22 protein-coding genes are annotated in these 21,931 nt (G+C 70.1%); 9 read left to right on the top strand and 13 right to left on the bottom strand.

Translation table 11 applies throughout. From position 1 onward, the window contains the following. Nucleotides 1-31: 31 nt before the first annotated feature. The 5 genes from ACFWJW_RS02425 to ACFWJW_RS02405 all read right to left on the bottom strand — a co-directional run bounded on the left by ACFWJW_RS02425 (nt 32) and on the right by ACFWJW_RS02405 (nt 4,982). Nucleotides 32-1,213: a hypothetical protein gene (locus ACFWJW_RS02425; protein ID WP_387233726.1), complete on the bottom strand. Its 1,182-nt coding sequence runs from the start codon at nt 1,211-1,213 to the stop codon at nt 32-34. Nucleotides 1,214-1,451: 238 nt separating this feature from the next. Beyond that, a complete protein-coding gene (locus ACFWJW_RS02420; RefSeq protein WP_387233723.1) occupies nt 1,452-1,835 on the bottom strand; it encodes a VOC family protein in 384 nt (127 codons plus the stop codon). A 48-nt stretch (nt 1,836-1,883) separates the two neighbouring features. After that, nucleotides 1,884-2,699: an SDR family NAD(P)-dependent oxidoreductase gene (locus ACFWJW_RS02415; protein WP_387233720.1), complete on the bottom strand. Its 816-nt coding sequence runs from the start codon at nt 2,697-2,699 to the stop codon at nt 1,884-1,886. A 419-nt stretch (nt 2,700-3,118) separates the two neighbouring features. Continuing rightward, on the bottom strand, nt 3,119-3,838 hold the full coding sequence (locus ACFWJW_RS02410; protein WP_387233717.1) for an HAD family hydrolase: 720 nt from the start codon (nt 3,836-3,838) through the stop codon (nt 3,119-3,121). Nucleotides 3,839-4,061: 223 nt separating this feature from the next. Continuing rightward, entirely contained in the window at nt 4,062-4,982 is a 921-nt protein-coding gene (locus ACFWJW_RS02405) for a ScbA/BarX family gamma-butyrolactone biosynthesis protein (protein WP_387233714.1), read from the bottom strand. A gap of 98 nt (nt 4,983-5,080) precedes the next feature. On the opposite strand from ACFWJW_RS02405, the gene ACFWJW_RS02400 reads away from it, so the two are divergent. Beyond that, nucleotides 5,081-5,701 carry a ScbR family autoregulator-binding transcription factor gene (locus tag ACFWJW_RS02400; RefSeq protein ID WP_387233711.1) on the top strand — a complete coding sequence of 207 codons (621 nt, stop codon included), beginning with the start codon at nt 5,081-5,083 and terminating at the stop codon, nt 5,699-5,701. 338 nt (nt 5,702-6,039) lie between these two features. On the opposite strand, the gene ACFWJW_RS02395 is transcribed toward ACFWJW_RS02400, so the two are convergent. Continuing rightward, nucleotides 6,040-6,966 carry a phosphotransferase family protein gene (locus tag ACFWJW_RS02395; RefSeq protein WP_387234362.1) on the bottom strand — a complete coding sequence of 309 codons (927 nt, stop codon included), beginning with the start codon at nt 6,964-6,966 and terminating at the stop codon, nt 6,040-6,042. 282 nt (nt 6,967-7,248) lie between these two features. Here ACFWJW_RS02395 and ACFWJW_RS02390 point away from each other — a divergent pair, with 282 nt between their 5' ends. Together ACFWJW_RS02390 and trxA are read left to right on the top strand one after the other, a co-directional pair. Next, a complete protein-coding gene (locus ACFWJW_RS02390) occupies nt 7,249-8,094 on the top strand; it encodes an NAD(P)H-binding protein (RefSeq protein WP_387233708.1) in 846 nt (281 codons plus the stop codon). 156 nt (nt 8,095-8,250) lie between these two features. Beyond that, a complete protein-coding gene (gene trxA, locus ACFWJW_RS02385; RefSeq protein WP_387233705.1) occupies nt 8,251-8,649 on the top strand; it encodes a thioredoxin in 399 nt (132 codons plus the stop codon). On the opposite strand, the gene ACFWJW_RS02380 is transcribed toward trxA, so the two are convergent. Next, entirely contained in the window at nt 8,612-10,198 is a 1,587-nt protein-coding gene (locus tag ACFWJW_RS02380) for a hypothetical protein (protein ID WP_387233703.1), read from the bottom strand. The genes trxA and ACFWJW_RS02380 overlap by 38 nt on opposite strands. A gap of 403 nt (nt 10,199-10,601) precedes the next feature. Here ACFWJW_RS02380 and ACFWJW_RS02375 point away from each other — a divergent pair, with 403 nt between their 5' ends. After that, a complete protein-coding gene (locus tag ACFWJW_RS02375; protein ID WP_387233700.1) occupies nt 10,602-11,384 on the top strand; it encodes a hypothetical protein in 783 nt (260 codons plus the stop codon). A 54-nt stretch (nt 11,385-11,438) separates the two neighbouring features. Here ACFWJW_RS02375 and ACFWJW_RS02370 read toward each other — a convergent pair whose 3' ends face one another. The 4 genes from ACFWJW_RS02370 to ACFWJW_RS02355 all read right to left on the bottom strand — a co-directional run bounded on the left by ACFWJW_RS02370 (nt 11,439) and on the right by ACFWJW_RS02355 (nt 15,521). Next, a complete protein-coding gene (locus ACFWJW_RS02370; protein WP_387233697.1) occupies nt 11,439-12,425 on the bottom strand; it encodes an MsnO8 family LLM class oxidoreductase in 987 nt (328 codons plus the stop codon). Between the two features lie 164 nt (nt 12,426-12,589). Then, entirely contained in the window at nt 12,590-13,168 is a 579-nt protein-coding gene (locus ACFWJW_RS02365) for a hypothetical protein (protein WP_387233694.1), read from the bottom strand. A gap of 150 nt (nt 13,169-13,318) precedes the next feature. Then, entirely contained in the window at nt 13,319-14,407 is a 1,089-nt protein-coding gene (locus ACFWJW_RS02360; RefSeq protein ID WP_387234359.1) for a PP2C family protein-serine/threonine phosphatase, read from the bottom strand. A gap of 340 nt (nt 14,408-14,747) precedes the next feature. Next, a complete protein-coding gene (locus ACFWJW_RS02355; protein WP_387233691.1) occupies nt 14,748-15,521 on the bottom strand; it encodes a TetR/AcrR family transcriptional regulator in 774 nt (257 codons plus the stop codon). Nucleotides 15,522-15,619: 98 nt separating this feature from the next. Here ACFWJW_RS02355 and ACFWJW_RS02350 point away from each other — a divergent pair, with 98 nt between their 5' ends. The 4 genes from ACFWJW_RS02350 to ACFWJW_RS02335 all read left to right on the top strand — a co-directional run bounded on the left by ACFWJW_RS02350 (nt 15,620) and on the right by ACFWJW_RS02335 (nt 18,589). Then, nucleotides 15,620-16,531: an alpha/beta fold hydrolase gene (locus ACFWJW_RS02350; RefSeq protein WP_387233688.1), complete on the top strand. Its 912-nt coding sequence runs from the start codon at nt 15,620-15,622 to the stop codon at nt 16,529-16,531. A 78-nt stretch (nt 16,532-16,609) separates the two neighbouring features. Beyond that, a complete protein-coding gene (locus ACFWJW_RS02345) occupies nt 16,610-17,206 on the top strand; it encodes a GNAT family N-acetyltransferase (protein ID WP_387233685.1) in 597 nt (198 codons plus the stop codon). 126 nt (nt 17,207-17,332) lie between these two features. Beyond that, nucleotides 17,333-17,887, top strand: coding sequence for a GNAT family N-acetyltransferase (locus ACFWJW_RS02340; protein ID WP_387233681.1), 555 nt, complete (start codon nt 17,333-17,335; stop codon nt 17,885-17,887). A 78-nt stretch (nt 17,888-17,965) separates the two neighbouring features. Then, complete coding sequence (locus tag ACFWJW_RS02335; RefSeq protein ID WP_387234356.1) at nt 17,966-18,589, top strand: SUKH-4 family immunity protein; 624 nt, start codon at nt 17,966-17,968, stop codon at nt 18,587-18,589. A 164-nt stretch (nt 18,590-18,753) separates the two neighbouring features. Here the strand turns inward: ACFWJW_RS02335 and ACFWJW_RS02330 are convergent, their stop codons facing one another. Next, on the bottom strand, nt 18,754-19,752 hold the full coding sequence (locus ACFWJW_RS02330; RefSeq protein WP_387233678.1) for a DUF1259 domain-containing protein: 999 nt from the start codon (nt 19,750-19,752) through the stop codon (nt 18,754-18,756). Nucleotides 19,753-20,034: 282 nt separating this feature from the next. Between ACFWJW_RS02330 and ACFWJW_RS02325 the strand changes: the two genes are divergently transcribed. Beyond that, nucleotides 20,035-20,490 (top strand): GNAT family N-acetyltransferase, encoded by a 456-nt coding sequence (locus ACFWJW_RS02325; protein WP_387234354.1) that lies wholly within the window; start codon nt 20,035-20,037, stop codon nt 20,488-20,490. 114 nt (nt 20,491-20,604) lie between these two features. Here the strand turns inward: ACFWJW_RS02325 and ACFWJW_RS02320 are convergent, their stop codons facing one another. Beyond that, nucleotides 20,605-21,903, bottom strand: coding sequence for an APC family permease (locus tag ACFWJW_RS02320; RefSeq protein ID WP_387233675.1), 1,299 nt, complete (start codon nt 21,901-21,903; stop codon nt 20,605-20,607). Nucleotides 21,904-21,931 lie beyond the last annotated feature (28 nt).

The raw sequence follows: 21,931 nt of genomic DNA, 5'->3' as shown, positions 1-21,931 counted from the left end.
GAAACGGACAGCGGCTCCTGAAACGTCCTTCTTAGAGGTCGTCCTCAGGCCGGGCGGAGTCCTGAACGGAGGTTGTGGCGTCGGCGGTCCCCGCACGGCCCCCGGCCACCCGCAGCGTCAGGGCAGCCGCGGATCCCGCCACCAGGCCGCAGGTCAGGGCGGCCGGGACACCGTTTCCGATGTTGGCGGACAGGTGCAGCAGGTCCCAGTGCAGGCCGGAGCCCACCCCGTCCACCGGCAGCCTCAGCAGCTGGCTCGCCAACAGCCCGAGGACGGTCGCGCAGACCGTGCCGGCCGCCATCGCGGGGACAGTGGCTCGGGTGAGCAGTCGGGGCAGCCGCCGCAGTGCCCACCACACCACGGCGAGCAGCAGCACGTCGCCGGCGCGGTACAGGATCCAGTCACCGAGCGGCGTGCCACCCGGGCCCGCCCAAGCGCCGAGCAGCAGCCACTGGCGCAGCAGGTCGCCCGGTTCGGCGAACAGCCCGATGTCCGGGGAGACCCCCTGGAGGGTGGCGGCGACCGGCTGGTACGAGAGGACCACCAGGGAGAGTGCGATCACGGCGGTCCCGATGGTGGCGGCCAGGCGGGCGGCGCGCGCGGGGACGGCCTCGCGCGGCAGCGGACCGGCCCCCTTGGCCGTGACCCGCGCTATGGCCACCGTCACGGCAGCCGCGACCAGCGCGGTCACCACCAGGACCTGTCGGCCGGACGAGATGACGCTCGCCAGCTGGGGCAGGAAGCGGTAACTGCCGCGCCCTCCCGAGGCGATCAGCCACGGCGCGGAGACGGTCACCGCCAGGGTCCCGGCCACCAGGCCCCAGGCCCATACCGCGAGCAGTGCGGCCGGCATCCGGCCGTGCACCGGCGGCAGCCTGCGGACCAGGAGCAGTGCGCCAGGTATGAAGAAAGCGAAGACCGCGGCGAACCGGATCTGAAGCGCGGTGGTGTACAACGCAAGGTAGTTGGTGCCGGCGATCCCCGCCGCGCCCCCGATCCCGCCGGACACCTCAGTGCCGAACCGGGCCGAGGCCGGAGGGTCGTACGACCATGGGATGAGCCAGCGCTCCAGTTCGGCGACGCCCTGGCCGTCGAGCATGCCGGTGGCGCCCGGAAGGTGCAGTGCGTGCGCGCTTGCCCCCGCCCACCACAGAAGGGCCGTGAGCAGCAGCCCTCCAGCCAATGCCGGTAACCCCGCACGCCGGTATGTCATGACTTTCCCCCGTCTTGGTCACGCATCTCCTGAATCCCCTGCCCAGGGGAGATTATGGGGCGTTGGTCACATACGGATCACGGCAGAGCGCAGAACGCACCGTCAATGAGACACCGCGTCGTCGCCACGCGCTATGACAAGTTCGCGGTCCGCTACGCGGCGACCGTCCTCGTAGCGGCCCTCAACGAGTGGCTGTGACCAGCGGTCATACGAGACTGGCCAGGATGTCGCGGGGGCGTCAGGAACCCATCGCGGCTCGGTCGGACTCGCTGCGAAGAACGCAGAATTCGTTGCCTTCGGGGTCAGCGAGGACTGCCCAGCCAGAGCCATCGGGATTCCGGTGATCGGTGACAAAGGTGGCACCGAGGCCGAGCAGCCGTGCCACCTCCTGCTCACGCGATGTCTCAGGGCGCAAACACAGGTGGATCCGGTTCTTGGTCTTCTTGGGCTCGGGCACCTGGTTGAAGTACAGCACCGGGCCCTCCGCCAGCAGCACCTGAGTCTCCCGGTCACCCGGTTTGTCCTCCGGATGCAGTGGACGACCCGTCACTCCGCTCCAGAACCGGGCCAGCTCGTAGGCATCCGCACAGTCAATCGCCACGTTCTGCAATACCGAAACCATGCGCGCGAGCCTTCCTCACCTTCCACTCCGGACGCCACCCAGTTGCGCTCAGCCTTCGCGGGTGCGCGCCTCGATCCGGTGGTCGAAGGCAACACCGCCGACGCCGACCGTGGTCACCCCGCCGTCGACGTTGAGGACGGCCCCGTTGACGTAGGACGCGGCGGGCGACAGCAGCCAGTCGATTGCCTCGGCGACCTCCTCCGGATCACCCGGCCGCCTGGCAGGAGTCAGCCGGTTCGCCTCCTCGTACGCCGCCTCGGCACCGCCCGCCAGCCCCGCCTCCGCCGCGAACCGCGCCATCCGCTGGTCGGCCATCTCCGTACGCACCCAGCCCGGGCACACCGCGTTGGCCCGCAGCCCCTGCGGCCCGTAGTCGACGGCGAGGGAGCGGGAGAGGTGGAGCAAACCCGCCTTGGACGTCGCATAGGCGGCGTTGCCGACGCTGTTGCGGAGCGCGGCGACCGAGGCGACCGTGACCACCGCGCCGCGAGCCGCCAGCAGATGCGGCAGCGCGGCACGCAGCAGCAGGAACGGGCCCGTGAGGTTGGTCCGCATCAGCTCTTCCCAGTCCTCGACCGTGGTGTCGCCGACCGCGCCGCCGCGCCCGATTCCGGCGTTGAGCACCACACCGTCGAGTCTCCCGTAGGCCGTCACCGTCGTCTCGACGAGCTCGCGCACGGCCTCGGGGTCGGCGGCGTCGGAAGGGTGGGCCAGCGCCCCGGTCTCCTCGGCCACCCGGCGCAGTGGCTCGGGCCGCCGCCCGGAGATCACGACCTGGTGCCCATTCGTGCACAGCAGCCGGGCGGTAGCCGCCCCGATTCCCGTTCCCCCGCCCGTCACCAGGACAACTCGCTGTTCCGACATGGTCGTTCGCCTCCGAAGGTGGTCAGCTTCCGGTTCCCCGCATCGTGAGCATACGAAGCGCCGACGCTGCCGGGCCGACCGGGTGCCGCTGCCGTCGGCCCCGCGGCGGGGTGTGTGGCGAGGAACGACCGTGGGCGAGGGGCAGGGCGAGCAAAGCGGCGATTCATCGATGGAACGGTGTGACGGCGCAGGCTTGCGGCAGCAGCAGCACGCCGCATCGCGACGCCCCTGCTCCTGAACCCGGCACTCAGCACTGGCGAGCGGCAGGCCGACCAGTGTGTCCAAGCGGCGCGTGTGTGGAGAGAAGTTGCCGGCCAGGCGTGTCCTGCCACTCGTCTGGTTACTCGCCGCTGGCGCGGCACCAGTAGCGCCCGCGGGCCCGCGGCCGTCATGGGGGCCGGCCGCGGGCCGGGCCGCCGTCAGGCAGTCGTGGTCCCGGGCCCCGTGGGACCGGTGCGCTGGTCAGGGATGCGGGCGTCGGCCCACCCCTGTACCGCCGGCTCTGCCAGCGAGGGGACCCACCAGTCGGCCAACGCCGTCTCCCTGTCGCTGGGGCGGGGACCGACTCCGAGTACCCGCATGCCCGCGCCTGCGGCAGCTTGGATGCCGCAGTGGGAGTCCTCGACGGCCAGCGTGTCAGCGGGGTCCACCCCACAGAGTTGGGCGGCGGTGAGGTAGACGTCCGGATGAGGCTTGGGTCTCGTGGTCTCGTCGGGTACCACAATGTGGCTGAAGCAGTCCCGGAGCCCAGCCATTCCGAGACAGGACTCGACGACTTCAAGCGGGCAGTTGCTGGCCACGGCCAGCGGGGCGAACTGCACGGTCGAGTGCACCAACTCCGGCGCCCCCGGCATGGTGGTGGGGTCCGAGGCGACGAGTTCACGGAAGTTCTGGAGCAATGCTTCCGTCATGTCCCCGGTCAGTTCCGGTCGCCCGGCCACATCGGCCAATAAGCGCCCGCATTCGGTGTAGTGCAGCCCTCGCGCCTTTTCCGCGAATTCGGCCGAGGGTGTGCATCCGTAGCTGTGCAGCACCATGTCACGGGCGTCCTCCCAGTGGCGTTCGGTGTCCATCAGTGTGCCGTCACAGTCGAAAACGACGGCCGCGGGGGTCCAGGAAAGGATGCTGTCTGCGGTCATTCGGGATTCCGTTCTGAGGGGCCCGCAGGCGCCATGTGACCGGTCGCGAAAGAGGCAGGGCAGCGTCGGTTTCACGGACGCCCCGGCACCGGGCCGAGGGATTCCGGCAGGGCAGCTCCCATGGCGGGGTTTTCTCCCGCTCCAGCCGGAACATAACGATCGTTACGTTACGGATGGCAACGCGGAATGGTCAACCAATTCGTAAATGTCAATATTGTGTGCTCTACGTATAACCGAAGATTCCGTGGGCCGTCTCCGTGCCGTCCTGGAGGATGCGGAATGCACACGTCGAGCCGCGCCGAGTGCACAGCACACGTGCGGGCGGGGCCAGTTCGGTGAACCGGGTGGCCTTCAGCCGGCCGGAAAAGGGCCGGCTCAGCCTCCCTCGACTGCGGTACGAGGCGGCCTGGCGGGCGGCTTCCAACAGCACCATGCCAGGCACGTGATCGGTGGGGTGGTCGAAGAAGAACGGGTGCAGCGGGTCGGCCGGCGAGATCAACAGCTCGCCCTGGTCGAGAGTGAGGACCGCATCCTGCGGGTGATTCACGGTCAGCTGCGCGGCCGGCGGGCGGTACCCGGCCTCCGGAGGACGAGCCGGAGCGGCAGCTACCGCGCTCCTGGCGCGCAGCGCGGTGAAGCGCGCGCCGTCCAGGAAGCGCACGCCCCCGCCGCCTTGGCCGAAGGCCACCCCACACGCGGCGAAGGTGACATTCAGGCGCAGTCCGATGGCGGACTCGTCGGGCACCCGCCGTACGGCGCTGACGCGTGCCGAGCAGGTGATTTCGGTCGCTCCGGCGTGGGCCGGCAACTCGTCGGCGGGGCTGAGGTGGAAGTGCAGATCGGTGAGGACCGCGCGGAAGACCTGCGGAACCGCGTAGAACCGCAAGGGAATGTAGAGACCGAGCTGACGCAGTGTTTCCACCAAAATCAGCGGACTGTGCCGCTGCGACCCGTCGCGGGGGAACGTCACATGCGCCCGCGGCCATGACGCCGCCGCCAGGAAGACGTGCGGGGTGCCGGTCGGCCGTACATCCGTAAGGAGGACCTCCGCCACCGAGGTCCGGTGCACCAGCTCCCGCTCGACGGTATGGGACCAACTGAGCGGCTCACTCTTTCCGACGACCCTGACCGTTGAGGTGCTCATACGACCAGGGAATACCAAAATTCGAACATGCGCACCCTTGAATTCTGGGGCGCGGGGCGCGGTAGGTTGCCTTCCGGCTGAACGAGACAACGTTTGAGGTGTACGTGCAGATCCGGGCGGAAACGACGCGCAGGTTCCTTCTCGAGGCGGCGGCAACCTTGTTCGACGAGAAAGGGTACGCCGGTACCAGCATCAGCGACATCAGTGCACATTCCGGTCGCACCAGCGGGGCCATCTATTTCCACTACGCCAGCAAGGAGAAGCTCGCCCTCGCCATCGTCGAGGAACATTTCGCCACCTGGCCGCATTTGATCAGCCGCTACCGGCAGCCCGGCCGGCCGGCCTTGGAGAAGCTCGTCGGGCTGAGCTTCGAAGTGGCACGCGCCTTTCGGGACGACATCGTCGTCCGGGCCGGAGCCCGCCTCTGGGCCGAACGCAAAGCCATCGACGCCCAGCTCCCCGCACCGTTCCTCGGCTGGATCGAAGCCGTTACACAGCTACTCGAAGAAGCCGCCCGTAACGGTGAACTCGCCCCCGATGTGCCACCTGCCACCACCGCCCACGGCATCGTCTGCTCCTTCTTCGGTCTGCACACCGTCTCCGATGCCCTGGAGGGACGCCGCCACATCGAGGAGCACCTGCACGACCTGTGGACTCTGCTGCTCCGCGCCCTCCAGGCCGACCCTGATCCCGCCGCCCTGCTCAATCGCGTGCGCTGAGCGACGTGCGACGCCCACCGATCGTGCACCAGGTGGCCAAGCTGGCCGCCCATCGCGACCGGCGCGCGGTCAAGTCGTATGGGAACCGAGGGGTATGCGGCGGCCGAGCCGTTCAACTACCGGTCCGCGCGGGCTCGGTTCGCCGGGACCAGGGGGCCGCCCCGGCGCAGCCGACGCCGTACTTGCGCATGAGCGCCCGCATGGGGTGTCCCGGTGCGGATGTGCGATCGGCTCCGCTCCCGGACGTGGCAGCCGGGCCTGGCGCCCGCCACCGTGCCCGCGGGCCTGGGCTGCTTTGGCTGCTTGGGCTGCTTTGGGCTGCCTGGGCTGCTTTGGGCTCAGCCCAGCGCGTCCATCAGGGCGGTGACATAGGCATCCAGCCGCTCCTCCACCGCTCGCGTCGTCAGCTCCGTCCTCCCTGCCTCCCGCCATGGCTGCGCCACCTGCCGCACTTCTTCCGAGCACGCCAGCCCGTCCCGCACCCGCCAGTACAGCCGCTCGCGGGCGGCCGCGGCCAGCACCCCGCCGGCCTCCTCATACACCTCAGCAAACCGCAGACCCCACGCCGGGCCGTGCAGCAACGCGAGATTGGTCGAGCAGTGCGCCACATCGAGATCCGCCGGACCCCAGGAGGCCGCCGCCCAGTCGACGACGCCGGTGATCCGGGCACCTGCCGACCCTGAGGGCGGCACGTCGAACAGCACGTTGCCGGGTTGGAAGTCCCGGTGCAGGAACCGCCCTTCATAGGGCGGCGCGGGCTTGCGGATCACGTCGATCGCCGCGGCCCATACCGCCGCGTCGGCGCCCTTCGGAGTCACGACGGTATCGGCGGTCGTCAACGCCACATACTCCCGAGGCCGCTCGACGGGTCGCAACGCATGGATTGCCACGAGTTGACGGGCCAGCAGAGGAACCCGCGTCGCCAATCCCTCATCGTCGAAGACCGCCCGGCCCCCCAGATGCGTCATCAGGAGCGACGGATACTCGCAATGCGCGGCGGTGGGATCAACCGCGACCAGTCCAGGAGCCGGCACGCCGGCCCCCGCCAGCAGGGTCAGGGCGCCGGCCTCCCTCTTCAGCCAGTCCTCGGCGCGCTCCACATAGAACGGGTCGACGAAACTCCGCAGCACCAGGTCGCGAGTCTCTCCGTCCCGCGCGCCGACGGTCAGCCTCCGCACTTCGGCAGTGATGCCACCGTGCAGCGCCTCGGTTCTGACGATCCGTTCGCCGACCTCCAAGTGCCGGCTCACCCAGGCCAGGGTCAACGGGCGGACAGCTGCCGCCTCATGATGCTTAGTCACCTTGCCATCCCAATGGTTGGTCACCTTGCCATCCCACCATCCGGACGTCGGCACCGGCGAAGCACTCCCCATACAAGAAATTCTGGCGACCGGCCCCAGACGTGGCCGTCCTCGATGGTGCCGTCCTCCAGGACGCGCGGGACCGGCTATCCGAGCCCGGCGAGCTGCCGCTGAAAGGCGGCCTCAGCCTCGGCGCACCGGGCCGGCGGGCGGAATACTCCGGGCAGGACCGCGGCTGACCTGATCATGAGTGAGATTCTTGTAACGGGCGCGACCGGCAATGTCGGCCGGCAAGTTGTGGTTCAGCTCCTGGCCACGGGGACCGCTGCGCGGGCACTGGTGCGTCAGCCCGCAACGGCCGGGCTTCCGGAGGGAGTCACGGTCGCAGGCGGGGACCTGTCCGAGCCGGACACGCTGGAGGGCGCGCTGAAGGGCACCAGCACAGTGTTCCTGATCTGGCCCTTCCTTACGACCAAGGGCGCGCCCGCCGTGTTGGAGGCGATCGCACGGCATGCCCGCCGCATCGTCTATCTCTCCTCGTCAGGTGTGAACGAGGACGCCGAACGGCAGACCGATCCGATTACCCAGCTCCACGCCGATATGGAGCGCCTGATCGAAGAATCCGGCCTGGAGTGGACCATCCTGCGGTCGAACACCATCGCCTCCAACGGGCGCGGGTGGGCCCAGCAGATCCGCACCACGCACGCAGTTCGCGGCCCCGACATCGCCGCTACGGCGGTGATCCACGAGCGCGATATCGCGGCCGTGGCGGTACATGCGCTGACCGAGGACGGGCATGTGGGCGCGAAGTACGTCCTGACCGGCCCGCAGGTACTGAGCAGAGCCGAGCAGGTACAGGCGATCGGAGAAGCGATCGGCCGCCTGGTGACCTTCGAATCGGTCCCCGTACAGGTCGCACGCCGGCAGATGCTCGCCGACGGCAGGCCGCCCGCTCTCGTTGAGGCGCTGTTGGCGAGCGCTGAATCGCGGCCCGAATCGCACGTGATCACGTCCACGGTGGAAGAGATCACCGGAGGGCCGGCGCGCACGTTCCGCTCATGGGCGGAAGAGCATGCGGACGAATTCCGCTAGACGAGCAAGTCGAGTCCGAAACCCCTCGTCACCTCGGCGACCGGTTGGGAGCCCGGTGAGATGCCGACCCCGGCGCTGGCCTTGACGCCGGTGTCAAGGTCTAGCGTCTCGGGTGAACAGGGCGGAGCCGCCGGCCCGAGAGCAAAGGACGCCCTGATGACCAGCACCGCCCCCGCCGTCGTCACCGCAACCGACGACACCTTCGACCAACTGGTGCTGCGAAGCGCGCGGCCCGTCCTCGTCGAGTTCTGGGCACCCTGGTGCGGTCCGTGCCGACAGTTGGCGCCGGTCCTGGACCAAATCGCCCATGAGGAGGCCGATCGCCTGACCGTCGCCAAGCTCAACACCGACGAGAACCCCGCCACCATGACCGCCTGCAATGTCCTTGCCGCCCCCACTTTGCAGCTCTACCAAGGTGGCGAGCTGGTGAAGGAGACGGTGGGCGCGCGGCCGAAGCGGCGGCTGATGCAGGAACTGGAGGACGTCCTGCCGCACGTCGGCCAGACGGCCGCAGGTTTCAGACCTTCGCGGAACCCGGGGTGGGCGGGGCGCTGAAGGTGGCGAGATGGTCCTGCAAGAGGGCATGCCGGAACTGGTAGGCGGGGCCTGCCTGACGCAGGATGCCGAGGTGGTGGGCGTCGTAGAGGAAGGCTTGAAGACGGAAGGGAAGACGGCCCCGGAGGGCAAGCCAGGTGCGGGCGACCGTGTAGTAGAGCCAGGAAGTGGCCAGTAGCCCCAGCAGGAGTCCGCTCAGGGCGGGGACGTAGGCCATGGTTTCCGCCCATGCCCACAGAGCGCTCAGGATGCCCTCGACGCTCTCGCCTGTCCGGTAGGGCGAATGAGATGCGCCGACGAAGAAGATGACGAAGGTAAGGGCGGCGTAGCCACCCAGCAGCAGGCTCAGGTGCCGGTCGCCTCTCAGGGTGGTCGCGGGGGTGGCGGAGTCGTCGTCGGCGAGGGGCGCACGCGCCCAGCGCAGCACCGCCAGGCCGAAGCCCGGAACGATTCCGAGAACCAGCCCTTGCAGGTACGCGGGGCGGTAGAAGACCCCCATTCGGGTGTCCTCGGGGTTGAGCAGACTGTCAATGCTGATGAGGCCGCCGATCAGGAGACTGAAAGCGATGGCCAGGAGCGGGGCGATCGCGAGGGAGCGCAGGAGCCGGCGTCCGCCGGCGCGGAGCGTCGCCCGTTGGGGCGCCTTGGGCGGGTACGGCAGGCCGACGCAGAACAGCACCACGGAGTAGGCGAACGCCGGGAGCGGCATGTCGGTGTATACCCACGGCAGCACCTGTGCCGCGGGCGCACCGTAGATCAGCGCGTCGAGGCCGGCGAGAATCCCGGCAAGAATGCCGACGATCACGCCAAGGCAGACAGCGGACAGCGCAGGGCGTGCCCTGCGCGCCAGGGCAGCGGCGAGTACGACCAGTACCAGGGACATCGGGACGACGGTGAGCGCCGTGTCCGCGGCGACGCGCGCGCGACCTGCGAAGTCGAAGCTCTCCCCTGGTGCCCATTGGCCGGCCACGGCGAGCGTTGCCGCGGCCTCCCCGACCAGGGCCAGGACCGCCGCTCCGGCGGCCACCAGACAGGCACGGGGCCAGGTGTTGGCCAAGGCCGGCAGCGTTTGGTACAGGCGCCACCAGGCCAGTTCATAGGTGTTCTGCCGGTGGAGCTGCTGCGCGAGGCAGGTGAGCCAGCGCTGAGCCTGCTCCGGTTTCCAGCGGTGGACCGGTCGGCTGCTGGAAACCGTGGGGGCCTGCCGTGCGGCGCGGGAGACCAGGACGGGAACAAGTGCGCCCAGGAGATGCCGCTCGATGGATGGCGTGTCCGGGAAGCGTTCCGAGTCGGTGAGTTCGGCCGGATCGGCCTCGCCCGTGGCGTACACGGACCGGGTCAGGGCGACCATCAGCGGGCTGGCCAGGGCGGTCGCAGCGGGACACTTCGGCTGCTGCCGAAGGTGCTCGGCGAGCGGCCCCCAGCGATCCTGGCCCAGGCCGGGCGGGGTGGACATGCGCAGGTAGCTGACGGCGTCTTGGGCCGGCACGGGGTCCGGTTCGATGACCACGGCCGCGGTGAGCACGTCACTGGCAGCGACCGCCTGCACGTATGCCGCCGTGCGGCAGGTCAGTACGAGGGGTCCGCCGCCCGCCAGCGCGTCGTTGACGGCGGCCAGCGCCAGGGCGCGGCCCGGGTCGGGCAGCTCATCAGCGAAGCTTCCGCTGCGTGCGTGCGGACCTCAAATGGGTGCAGCTCCCGAGCCGCGACGCGAAGCATCGCCAGGATGGACAGGGCGACCAGCCGCGATTCGGGGGGCTCGGCCGGGCCGGGCTCTCGACCACGGTCCCGATGGTGTTTCCAGGGCCGGTCACGCTTTTGAGCCGGGGGGTCGCCCGGTCGGCGCCGTGATGCTCTCCCCGCGTGCTCCGGTGAGGCGAATGGCCAGCACCCCGTCGACCAGGGCGGTGACGCAGCATGCACGGTGCGGTACGTCGTGGAATAACAGCACCATGACACAGACTCCAACGGCCACGGCCGCGGAAATCAAGATCAGCTTTTCCGGGGACGAGGCCCAGAAGGCGTCCCGTGCGCTCAGACTCAAGGCCGGTCAGGGCCGCAGTCGCACCATCCACTTCTGGGACAGCCCCGAGAAGGGTAGCGACGGCGTCTCGCTGCCCTTCCTCGACCGCGGGGTCATCATCCGTCTGCGTATGGACAACGAGGATCACGGGTCCAAGCGCGACACGGACATGACTGTCAAGCTGCGACCATGCCCTCCGCTGCCACACGACTGGCAGAAGAACCGCAAGAACGAGGACGAGGACTGGGAGTTCACGATCGAGGAGGACCGGACCGGTCCCGCCTTCACGCCCGTGCTGTCCGCCTCACTACAGGCCGACCGGAAGGCCACGGAAAAGCTCATCGAGTCGGCGCTCAGCCCCGGGCACGGAGCGCTGGACCACCTCCTCACCAAGCCGCACCGCGACCTCCTGGAAGACGCCGTCGGGCTGAAGAAGGGCGACCTCACGGATCTGCGGGCGCTCGGCCCGGTGCACGCCGTCAAGTGGAAGCAGGAGTGGGACGTCCTGCCCCAGCCCGTGGCCATCGAGGAGTGGACCACCAGGGACCTGCGCTTCCTTGAGGTCTCGGTCCGCATGAGCACGGCCGAAGCGGCGGAGGCCGAGAAGCTGCTCGAACGGGCGCTGCGAAAGCGCGATATCGAACCGCCGCGCTCCGGCGAGACCAAGACCCGGGCCGTACTGACCGCCCTCGCCCGCAACCCTGGGCTCTGACGAGGCCGCGCCGGATGAGGGAGCGCCCGCCGGGCGCTGCCCCACCCCCGGTTCCTAGGATGCTGCCGTACCCCCGGAGTACTTCTTGATGAGCTCGTACGAACGAATGCGGTCATCGAGGTCGTAGACCGGTGTGGTCAGCATCAGTTCGTCTGCTCCGGTCTCGCCGGCCAGTTCCGTGAGGCGGCGTATGACGGTCTCCGGCGTGCCCACGGCCTGTTGTGCGCGGAAGCCGGCCAGTGCCCGTCGCTCCTCCTCCGTGAAGGGGTGGGTGGCCGCCTCCGCGGGCGTGGGGAAGGGGATCTCACTCAGCCCCTTCAGGAGCCCGGCCTTGACGACGTCCATCGGTCCGACGCGCCACGCCGCCTCTTCTGCCGTCTCGGCGCACACCGTCTCCACGCACAACAGCACCCGGGGCCGCTCGCACCAGCGCGACGGGGTGAACTCCGCCCGGTAACGCTCCAGCACCGCTTGGGTGTTGTCCGGCCGGATGTGGTGTGCGACAGCGACCGGCAGGCCCAGTCCCGCGGCGAGAGCGGCACCCGTGGGACTGGAGGCCAGCAGCCACGGCTCCGGCAGCGGGCCGAGGGCGACCTCGTCGACCAGAAAGGACAGCGTCGCGGCCACGTCGTTCTCGTACTCCGCGTCCGTCGTGGGTCCGGCTCCGCGGCGCAGAGCGCGTGCGATGGCCTCGTCGAAGGTGCCGGGCCCGCGGCCGATGCCCAGGTCGATACGGTCCGGGTGCAAGGCCGCCAGCGTTCCGAACTGCTCGGCCAGCATGAGGGGTGCGTGGTTGGGCGCCAGCACGCCGCCCGAACCGAGACGGATCGACGCGGTCGAAGCGGCAGCGTGCGCGGTCAGCACCACCGGCGGGAACGCGCCGATCGCGGGCGAATGGTGATGCTCGGCGTACCAGATCCGTTGGTAGCCCAGCCGTTCCATTCCCTGTGCGAACGCCGCGGTGTCGCGCAAGGTGTCCACGGCCCGGGCGCCTGTTTGGACCATCGCGACTTCAAGCGCCGAAAGAGGTATATCGAACATGTCGTCAGCATAGAGAGCAGGCAGGCGGCGAGGGGTGCTGATCTTGCTTTCGGGGCGCCGGGAAAACGGCGATCGGCCCTGGTCGGCCGCGCGAGCCAGGTCCGGTCGCGCGGCCGCCCGCGGCGGAAAGGACGCGGAGGCTTCGGGCCGACCTGGCCCGGGAGTCAGTTCCTGAGGTAGTAGCGGGTGAGGCGCGAACGGGCGTCCTTCGCGGTCAGACCGAGCGCCTGGCCGATCGCTTCCCACGAATCCTCATCCGCCTCCGCAGCGCAGGCGGCCTCGCGGCCGACGCGGCCGGTGGTGCGCTCCAGTGACGCCACGGCTTTCAGTGCGGCCAGCGGCGCCTGGTCGGCCAGCGCCGTCAGCTGGTCGTCCAACCGGTCCAGCAGATCCGCCACTTCAGTGGGCAGCGGCACCGAACGGGACTCCACCTCGTCGATGTGCGCCTGCCAGTCCTCGTACGGGCCCGGCGGGTCGTAGTCGTAGTAGCGGCGGTCGTTCAGCTGATCCCAGTCGATCGGGTAGTGGCGCGCACCGCGCCAGCCGCATGAGCACGATCCCCGCATGTGGTCCGCCCGTTGTCTGCCCAGCCTGCCGTTGTAGGCCCACCACTGCTTGGTCTCGTGCATATGGCTGCCGCTGCCGGCGTCCAGATACACCGGTCCGGGCTCACTGCCATCGGCGAGCACCGCCCCCGCCATGCCTTCATGGGAAGCCCCGAACTCCTCGCTCTGCCACTCCATGATGTCCCCTTCGCGCACCGTTGCGGCATATGCCAATGCGAGGATGCCCGAGCCGCACAGCCGGCAATCGGCACACCTCAATCGGACATGCTCGTGTGGGCTTCCGCCATGGCCGTGGTGGGGGCCGGGAGCGCCCCGGGGCCCCGGTGGCTACGCCTGGCGCGGCCGGGCGAGGAGGTCCTGCTGCGGCAGCGGCCGGTGCAGCGCGAGGAGGGCCTGATCGTCCTGGGGTGCACCACCGCTGTGCCGGCTGACGTCGCGGGCGAGGAGGTCGAGGACCGTCGACGGCTCCGGGAAGTGGCTCGTCTGGCGCAGGTAGGACTGCACCATGTGCGGGACCCGGTCCGCGGGGTCGTAGAAGACACCGGCGGGATCGCGCGCCTCGGTGACGCCGTCGGTGAAGCACAGCAGCATCGCCCCGGGCGGGAAGGGGTGCGTCTCGACCGGGGAGGCCCAGGAGTCCAGGCCGGAGAGGCCCAGGGGCGGCGCCTCCTCCGCCGGCTCCAGGACGCGCGCCCGGCCGTCGGCATGCAGCAGCACCGGGGCGGGATGGCCGCGGTTGACGATATGGACCTGGCTCAGATCGTCGGCGAACTGCACGATCAGGGCGGTGGTGAACCCCTCCGTCGCGTCCAGCCCCTCCCGGCGCTGACTTTCGCGCAGCAGGGCCTCTTCCATGCAGGCCACCAGGGCAGGCAGGTCAGGTTCATGATCGGCGGCGTAGCGGAAGACACCGATGTCGACGCTGACGGCCGTGACGGCGGCCAGGCCCTTGCCCCGTACGTCGCCGACCATGGCGCGCACCCCGAACGGGGTCTCCTGCATCACGTAGAGATCGCCACCGATCAGCGCCATGTCCTCGGCCGGCACATAGCGGGCGGCGATCCGCAGGTCCCCCAGCCGGCTGGGCGGGCTGGGCAGCACGGCCCGCTGGGCCATCTCCGCGGCGTACCGGGCCCGGCTGGCGCTCGCGTGCTGCATGCGCAGGGAACGGTTCAGGCCGACCGCCAGCGCGGTGACGGACGCCAGCGTGATCTGCACGGCCGCGTCCCCCTGCCAGTCGTACGAGCCGCCGAGGAAGGCCAGACCCGCCTCCACCACCATCGCCGAAAGGCCGACACCGACGATCCCGGCCGGGCCGAACAGCGAAACCGCCGTCACCGGTGCCACGGCCAGCAGTGGAGCGGACGACACCGAGGTCGGCGTCAGCAGATTCACCAACGCCGCAAGAGCGATCACCAAGGCCGGAACCCAACGGCGCACCCGTGACCACACCGGCAACACCCTCATCAGACCATGATGCCTCTCGGTGTGCCCATGAGGACGGACGTGTCCGCGACGACACCGCCGCCGCAGCCATACAGCCGACATCGATGGGGTGATCCGGGGCGGCGCGGCGTCGAGAAATACCTGCGGTGCCGAACCGGGATCGGTTGCGTCTGCCGCGCTCCTGGCCCTGCTCAGGGCGTGGCTGGTCTGGATGGCGGGGGCACGGCGGCCGGCTTCGTGGGCGTCGTGGGTGCATCACGGGTGCGTCGCGGGTGTCCTGGGCGGTCCGCTCGGCCTCAGGGACGCCGGCTCACCGAGTGTGGCCACCGCCTTCGCGCTCTGCTTCTGCGTCCTGTCTTGTCGCTGCGCTCTCGACGTCGCCCGCGGTGAGGTCGTCGACGACGAGCCCGGCGAGCACCCGGTGCATAGTCCGCTCGAACAGCTGCTGGGGATCCTCCGCGGGGGCCGCTCCGGGCTGATCGGCCATGGCGGCCGCGACATGGGGGTGAGCTCCCTGGGAGGCGGTCTGACTCAGGTAGGCGGCCTGCGCCGCCTGGCGGCCGGTGGTCCCGCGGCCGCCCTGGATTTCCGCCCGGGCGAACTGCGCCACCAGGGCACTCATGAGGGCCACGATTTCCATCTTGGTCCGGCCCGGCAGCCGTACGGACGCCATCGCCCGCAGCGCGTATTCGAGGTAGTCCATGCTCCGCGGGCCCAGCCGCAGAGGTTCCGGCGGGATGTCGGGCAGCCAGGGGTGCCGCAGATGGACGGCCTTGGCCCGGGCCGCCAGGGCGACCAGGTCCGCAACGGGATCCCCCTGGAGCGGGACGTCGACGTCGATCTCCCCCGCCACCGCGTCCGTCATCAGGTCGAGCAGGTCCTCACGGCCGGTGACGTAGCGGTAGAGGGATGCCTGGCCGGTGCCCAGCTCCTTGGCCACCTGGCGCATGGACACCGCTGACAGGCCGCCCCGGTCCGCCAGCTCGACGGCGACCGCGGTCAGGTCCGCGCGGCTGTGTGCGGGCTGGGGGCCGCGGGCACCGCGTTCAGCCCTCGTCCACACCGTCACCGGTTCCTGAGCCACTCGCCCACCTGCCTTCGTCCGTTCCCCTGACGCCTCCCCTACTCTAAACTGCGAACAACGATCGCAGTTATCGTCGGTGGCAACTATGGGAGGTACGTATGTCCTCGACCCCGGAAAACCTGTGGAGCCCGGTCCGCTGGGCCGAGAACGGTGCGGTGCGGCTGGCCTTCGATGCGCTGACCGAAGGGGCCGACGGTGAGCCGCTTCTGCTGGCCACGGGGCTGGGCGTCAACCGTTTGTGGATTCCGGACGGGCTGTGCCGGATGCTGGCGGCGCGGGGCTTCGCGGTGGCCCGGTACGACCAGCGCGACAGCGGGGACTCCACCCATCTGCCGCCCACCCCCGCCCGCACCCCGATCTCCGCGCTCTTCGCCAAGCGCGAGACGGCATACACGGCCGAGGACATGGCGGATGACGCCGTCGCCGTCATGGACGCCCTGGGGTGGCGGTCGGCGCATCTGCTGGGCGTCTCCCTCGGTGGAGCCGTCGCTCAACGTGTGGCGCTGCGGCACCCGGGCCGCGTCCGGACCCTCACCTCCATGGCCGCCGTCCCCGGCGACGTCTCGGGGCTGCGGACCATGCGGTACATACGCCTGCGGACCCTGGCGAAGTTCGCCCGCCTGAGGTTTCCCGACACCCCCGACGGAGCCGTCGCGGCCGGCGTCGCCGTCTCCCGTCTCCTCGCCTCGCCCCACCGCACCTTCGACGAGCCGGCCGCCCGGGAGGCCGCCGAGCGCAACGCCGACCGCGGTATGCACGACCAGCAGGCGCAGAGCCGCCAGATCGGCGCCCAGTGGCACGGACCGCCGATCAGCGCCATCACCCGGCCCACGCTCGTCCTCCACGGGGCGGACGACCCCCTCATCAAGCCCAGCGCCGGCAGGGCGATCGCCGCCCGGATCCGCGACGCGCGCCTGGTCCTCCTGCCGCAGGTGGGCCACGAATTCCCCGCATGCGCGTGGGACCGCGTCGCCACCGAGATCCGCGGACTGGCCGCCGCCTCCCGCTAACTTCCTGGGTAGGCAGGCCGCGGGCCGTGGGCCGGAATGCGATGGCATGGAGGGTGCGGTGCCTCTACGCTCGCGGCCGTGACCACAGACAACACCGGTGCAGCGGCGCGCAATTCAGGATTGACGATCCGTCAGGAGCGGAGCGGTGACCATCCGGCGGTACATGCGCTCCACTTGGCCGCGTTCGAGGGCGAGGAGCGGGTGCCGGCTCTCGCGGACGCCCTTCGGAGCGCGGCAGCGCCCCTGGCGCCGGTGTCGTTCGTCGCCACGGTCGACGGGCAGGTGGTGGGGCATGTGCTGCTGAGCGCCGGCCGGCTGGACGCGCCGCGGCAGATCGTGGACGTACTGGTGCTGTCACCGCTGGGAGTGCTCCCGCAGTTCCAGGACCAGGGGATCGGCACCCGGCTCATCGAGCACGCCCTCGCAGCGGCCGACGCCCGGCAGGTGCCCCTGGTCTTCCTCGAAGGCGCGCCGCACTACTACGCACGGCGCGGCTTCGAACGCGCCGACACCCTCGGCTTCCGCTCCCCCTCCCTGCGCATCCCGCCCCCCGCCTTCCAAGTCGTCCGGCTGGCAGCACACGAACCCTGGATGACCGGCACCCTCGTCTACTCCGACACCTTCTGGGCGCTGGATTGCGTCGGGCTACGCGACACCGAAGAGTCCACCGGCTGAATCAGCCTGCGGGCTCCACCCTCTTTCGAGCTCTCCCGCCGCCGGGCGAGCCCCGGTTATGACGTTCTCTTGGTCCCCCCGGAAATTACGTTGTCGATCCGGCGTGGCTCCCTCAGGATCTCGGCCATGGAGCATCCCCCTGAAACCGTCCGCTCGGATCAGGTCGCACTGCGCCGTTGGCGTGGCGAAGACCTCGAGATCCTGCACCAGTTGATTACCGAGTCACGTGATCACTTGCTTCCCTGGATGCCCTTCGCGGCCAGTCATGACCGGGAGCAGGGCGAAGCGTTTCTGGCCCGGTGCCAGGAGGAGTGGGCCTCGGGGCAGGCGTACCACTACGCGATCACCACGGACGGTGCGGCGGTCGGCAGCATCAGTCTGATGCGTCGGATCGGTCCGGGCGGACTGGACATCGGCTACTGGCTCCACCATGCGTGGACGGGGAAGGGGCTGGCCACGATGGCCGCTGCCGCGCTGGTGCATGCGGGGCGCCGGATGCCTGGCATCGATCGCATCGAGATCCATCATGACGAGGCGAACCCCGCTAGTGGGGCCGTCGCCCGGCGCCTGGGTTTCACGGAAGTGGAGCGCGTGGAACTGCCGGAAGGGCCTGCGGCCCCGAGTGAGACCGGCATTGACCTGATCTGGCGCCTGGAGACCTGTCCCTCGCCGAGTGCCTGACGCTCGCTCGGTTGTCAGTGCCGTGGGGTTCACTGTTGGTGTCACATCGGCGGAGCGGCCCGGGAGAGTCACGTGAGCATGAACGAGTGGATGGCGGCAGCCAGGAACCCCACGGCGGAGTGGCTGGAGTCCTGTTTCGGGGTGGGGTCGCTGTGGCGGCCTGCGGAGGCGGAGCTGCCCGAGCGGCTGGAGCATGAGGGGACACGGGAGTTTCTCACCACGGTCGGCTTCCCCGCCGTGCGGTTCGACGGGTTCCTCGAGTTCATCGACTTCGACTCCAGCAGGCTGAAGACCGGGGGTCCGTGGGCCGCAGACCCGGACGAGCTGTTCGGGCGGCGGACCCCCGACGACGATTCGCCGCCCAGCTCGTATGCGTTCGAGTTCGGCAAGTGCCAGGACTTCGCGCTGATGGTGCACGGTGTGGTGGGATGCGTCGATCTGTATGACCCCAACGGCTGGGACCACGCGGCGGGTTTCGCGGGCGAGGCGCACTCCTCTCTCAAGGCGCTGGCGGGCGCCCTGGGACTGGCGGCGCAGTTCGCTCCGCGCTTCGAGGGGGCGGAACCTCTGAAGGCGCTGGCGGAGTTCCGCACAGCGATCCAGCAGCTGGACCCGCTCGTGGAGTCCGATCTGTGGGAGAACGTCACCGAAGTGCTGGAGGAGGAGTACGAGCTGGCCGAGGACAGCGGGCAAGACTCTTGAGGTGCGCGGTGGCATCAGGTGGGGCCGGGCCGGCACCAGGTGGCGCCGGGCCCCTCCGGAGGGCAGATGGGGGGGCTGTGGGTGGACCCGACCGTGAGGTAGGCGGGGGTGGGCGAGGCTCGGACGTGGTACCCGAGGGGTCGGGCCCATCCACCCGCGCGAGGTCAGCCGACCGGTACGACGTTGGTGGCGGTCACCGCGGGGCGCAGGGCGCGGGCGAGTCTGGCGCCGTCACCCACGGCCCAGAAGTGGACGAAGAACAGGCGGGGTTCGTCCGTCAAGCCGTGGTTGTGCAGTTCGACGAGCTGGGCTCCGGCGCGCCGCAGCGCCACCAGGACGTCCTGGACCTCACTCGCGATCATGGCGCAGTCACCGCTGATCGCGGCCAACCCGTCACCCAGCGGCTGGAAGTTGAACGCGCTGGTCGAGCCCAGGCCCGGTGGCAGTACCAGATGTCCGTCGGTGATGGTCTCGCGGCGGACGAAGACGCTCTTGTAGATGCCGTCGTCGACGACGCCCTTGACTCCCAGCGCGGCGTCGATGCCGGCGGTGTCCAGGTCGCCGGGCTCCCACTGGGACGACGGCACCGGGGGCGGGGTGTCCGTACAGTCGAACGCCGCGCGCAGGCCGCGGGCCAGGGAGACCGGGTCGTCGCCGTGGGCATGGACGTGGATCCACCAGATGTCGGGAGTCTGGGACAGCAGATGCTTGTGGATCGCGGTCTGCCCGATCTTGTGCTTGTGCAGGGCATCAGTGAACTCCTGCATTTCCTGCTCGGTGACCACCACGTCACCCATCAACAACGTGCTCTTGTCGGCGTACCGGACGAAGGACACATGCGAGCCGAGAGCGAGCGCCGGTTTGACGTCGACGCGGTGCGAGCGCACCCGGAGGTCGTGGCGCGGCAGCGCTGTGTGATACATCAGCCCACGCTTCATGTCGCCTTTTCGCCTGAGCACGCGGGCCACCTCCTCCCAGTCCGGCAAGGCGGTGGGAACGGGCTGGATCACCTGGCGGCCCTGCGCCTCGCCCGTCCTGGTGCCCAGGGCACGAGCGGGGGCCGCGGCACCGGCCAGCATCGGAGTCAGGGCAGCCGCGGCCAGTACGCGCCGCCGCGGCGCACCCCTCTGCGGATAGCTTTCCTGCGATGAGTCTGCGGTCATCACGTGATCACCTCCATGGCGAGATGGAAGCACGACGAGGTGCCGCCCACGCCGTCTCCGCCACCCCCATGGGGCCAGGTGGGCTAAGCAATCAGCTCGCATCCCACTCTGATGCGGGCACGGAGCCGCTGAGCGGGTGCGGTGAGGTCTGACCGGGCGTCAGCCCGATTGGTGGAGCCGATCGGAGGCGCGACGTCGGCCAGGTACGGTTGATCACGGTGCGGCCCGGCCCGGCCCGGCAGTCGACAGGAACGGAAGAAGGGCGGAAGAAGAGTGAGCACATTGAAGATCGTGGTGGACGATCTCTCCGGCCCGGAGATAGCCAGTTTTCTCGACGAGCACGTCCAACAGATGCGGTCCCTCACGCCCTTGGAGAGCAAGCACGCCCTGGACCTCGACAGCCTCCGGAAGCCCGGCATCACCTTCTGGTCGGCCTCGGACGGGGACAGTCTGGTGGGCTGCGGCGCGATCAAGAGACTGGACGCGGGCCATGCGGAGCTGAAGTCGATGCGTACCAGGCCGACGCGGCAGCGGAGTGGGGTCGCCTCCCAACTGCTGGAGCACATCATCGCCGAGGCTCAGGGCATGGCCTTCACACGGCTGAGCCTGGAGACCGGTGCCGCCGCATTCTTCCTGCCCGCCCGAAGGCTGTACGAGAAGTTCGGGTTCCAGTACTGCGGCCCCTTCGCGGACTACAAGCCCGACCCGAACAGTACGTTCATGACGAGGGCGCTGTGAGGGTGCTTGCCCGGAGGGAGGCCGGGGCGTAGCGCCTCATCGAGGTCCCACCGCGCCGCCGCCGGTGCACGTGCGGAAGTCCGGGCGGAGCCGTGGAGGCGGAGAGGCCCCTGCTCATGAGCCTCGTTGACTGCGGGCGGAGAGCAGGCGCCGGGCGCCGTACGCGGCGGCGCCGCAGGCCAGGACCGCGGTGCCCGAGATCACCGACGTGAGCGGCAGCGCGAATGCCAGGACGAGGCAACCGGCCAGTCCGGCCACCGGGATGAGTCGCGGTGGGCCGCCTTCGGCGGGGGAAAGGGTCCAGGCGGAGGCGTTGGCGAGGGCGTAGTAGGCCAGCACGCCGAAGGAGGAGAAGCCGATGGCCCCGCGCACGTCCGCGGTCGCCGCGAGTGCTGCCACGACGGCGCCGACGACGAGCTCGGCGCGGTGGGGCACCTTGAATTTCGGATGGACCGCCGCCAGCGCGTGCGGCAGATGACGGTCGCGGGCCATGGCCAGGGTGGTGCGGGAGACGCCGAGGATCAGCGCGAGGAGAGAGCCGAGGGCAGCGATGGCGGCGCCGGCCCGTACGGCGGGCGTCAGCCAACCGGCACCGGCGGCCCGTACGGCGTCCGACAGTGGGGCCGCCGCCTCCGCCAACCGCTGCGGGCCCAGCACCATCAGGGCGGCGACGGCGACCGCCGCGTAGACGACGAGTGTGATCCCCAGGGCGAGCGGGACGGCGCGGGGAATCGTCCGGCTGGGGTCGCGGACCTCCTCGCCGAGGGTGGCGATGCGCGCGTATCCGGCGAAGGCGAAGAACAGCAGGCCCGCGGCCTGGAGTACGCCGGTGAAGGAGGCATCGTCGCCGATGTCCAGCCGTACGGGATCCGCCTGGCCGGAGGTGAGGGCGGCGAACACCACGGCGGCGAGTACGGCGAGGACCACCGCCACGATCGCCCGGGTGAGCCAGGCGGACTTCTGCACGCCGGCGTAGTTCACGGCGGTCAGCGCGACCACCGCCGCGACGGCGACCCCATGGGCCTGACCGGGCCATACGTACGAGCCGACGGTCAGGGCCATCGCCGCGCAGGAGGCGGTCTTGCCGACGATGAAGGCCCAGCCCGCGAGGTAGCCCCAGAAGTCGCCGAGCCGCTCCCGGGCGTAGACGTAGGTGCCGCCGGAGGCCGGGTAGCGAGCAGCGAGCCGGGCCGAGGAGGTGGCATTGCAGAAGGCGACCACCGCCGCGAGCGCCAGGCCCACGAGCAGTGCGGAACCTGCCGCCCCGGCGGCGGGGGCGAGGGCCGCGAAGACCCCCGCACCGATCATCGACCCCAAGCCGATCACCACGGCGTCGGGCACCCCCAGCCGTCGTTGCAGCTCCCCCGCGTCCCCCGCGTCCGCCGCGCCCGCCGACCCCACCGATCCACCCATCGCGTCCTCCACCGGCCGCATCACAGAC

The sequence above is a fragment of the Streptomyces sp. NPDC127097 genome (assembly GCF_042724075.1).
GTDB lineage: Bacteria > Actinomycetota > Actinomycetes > Streptomycetales > Streptomycetaceae > Streptomyces.
This window is presented reverse-complemented; position numbering and strand designations above follow the sequence as displayed.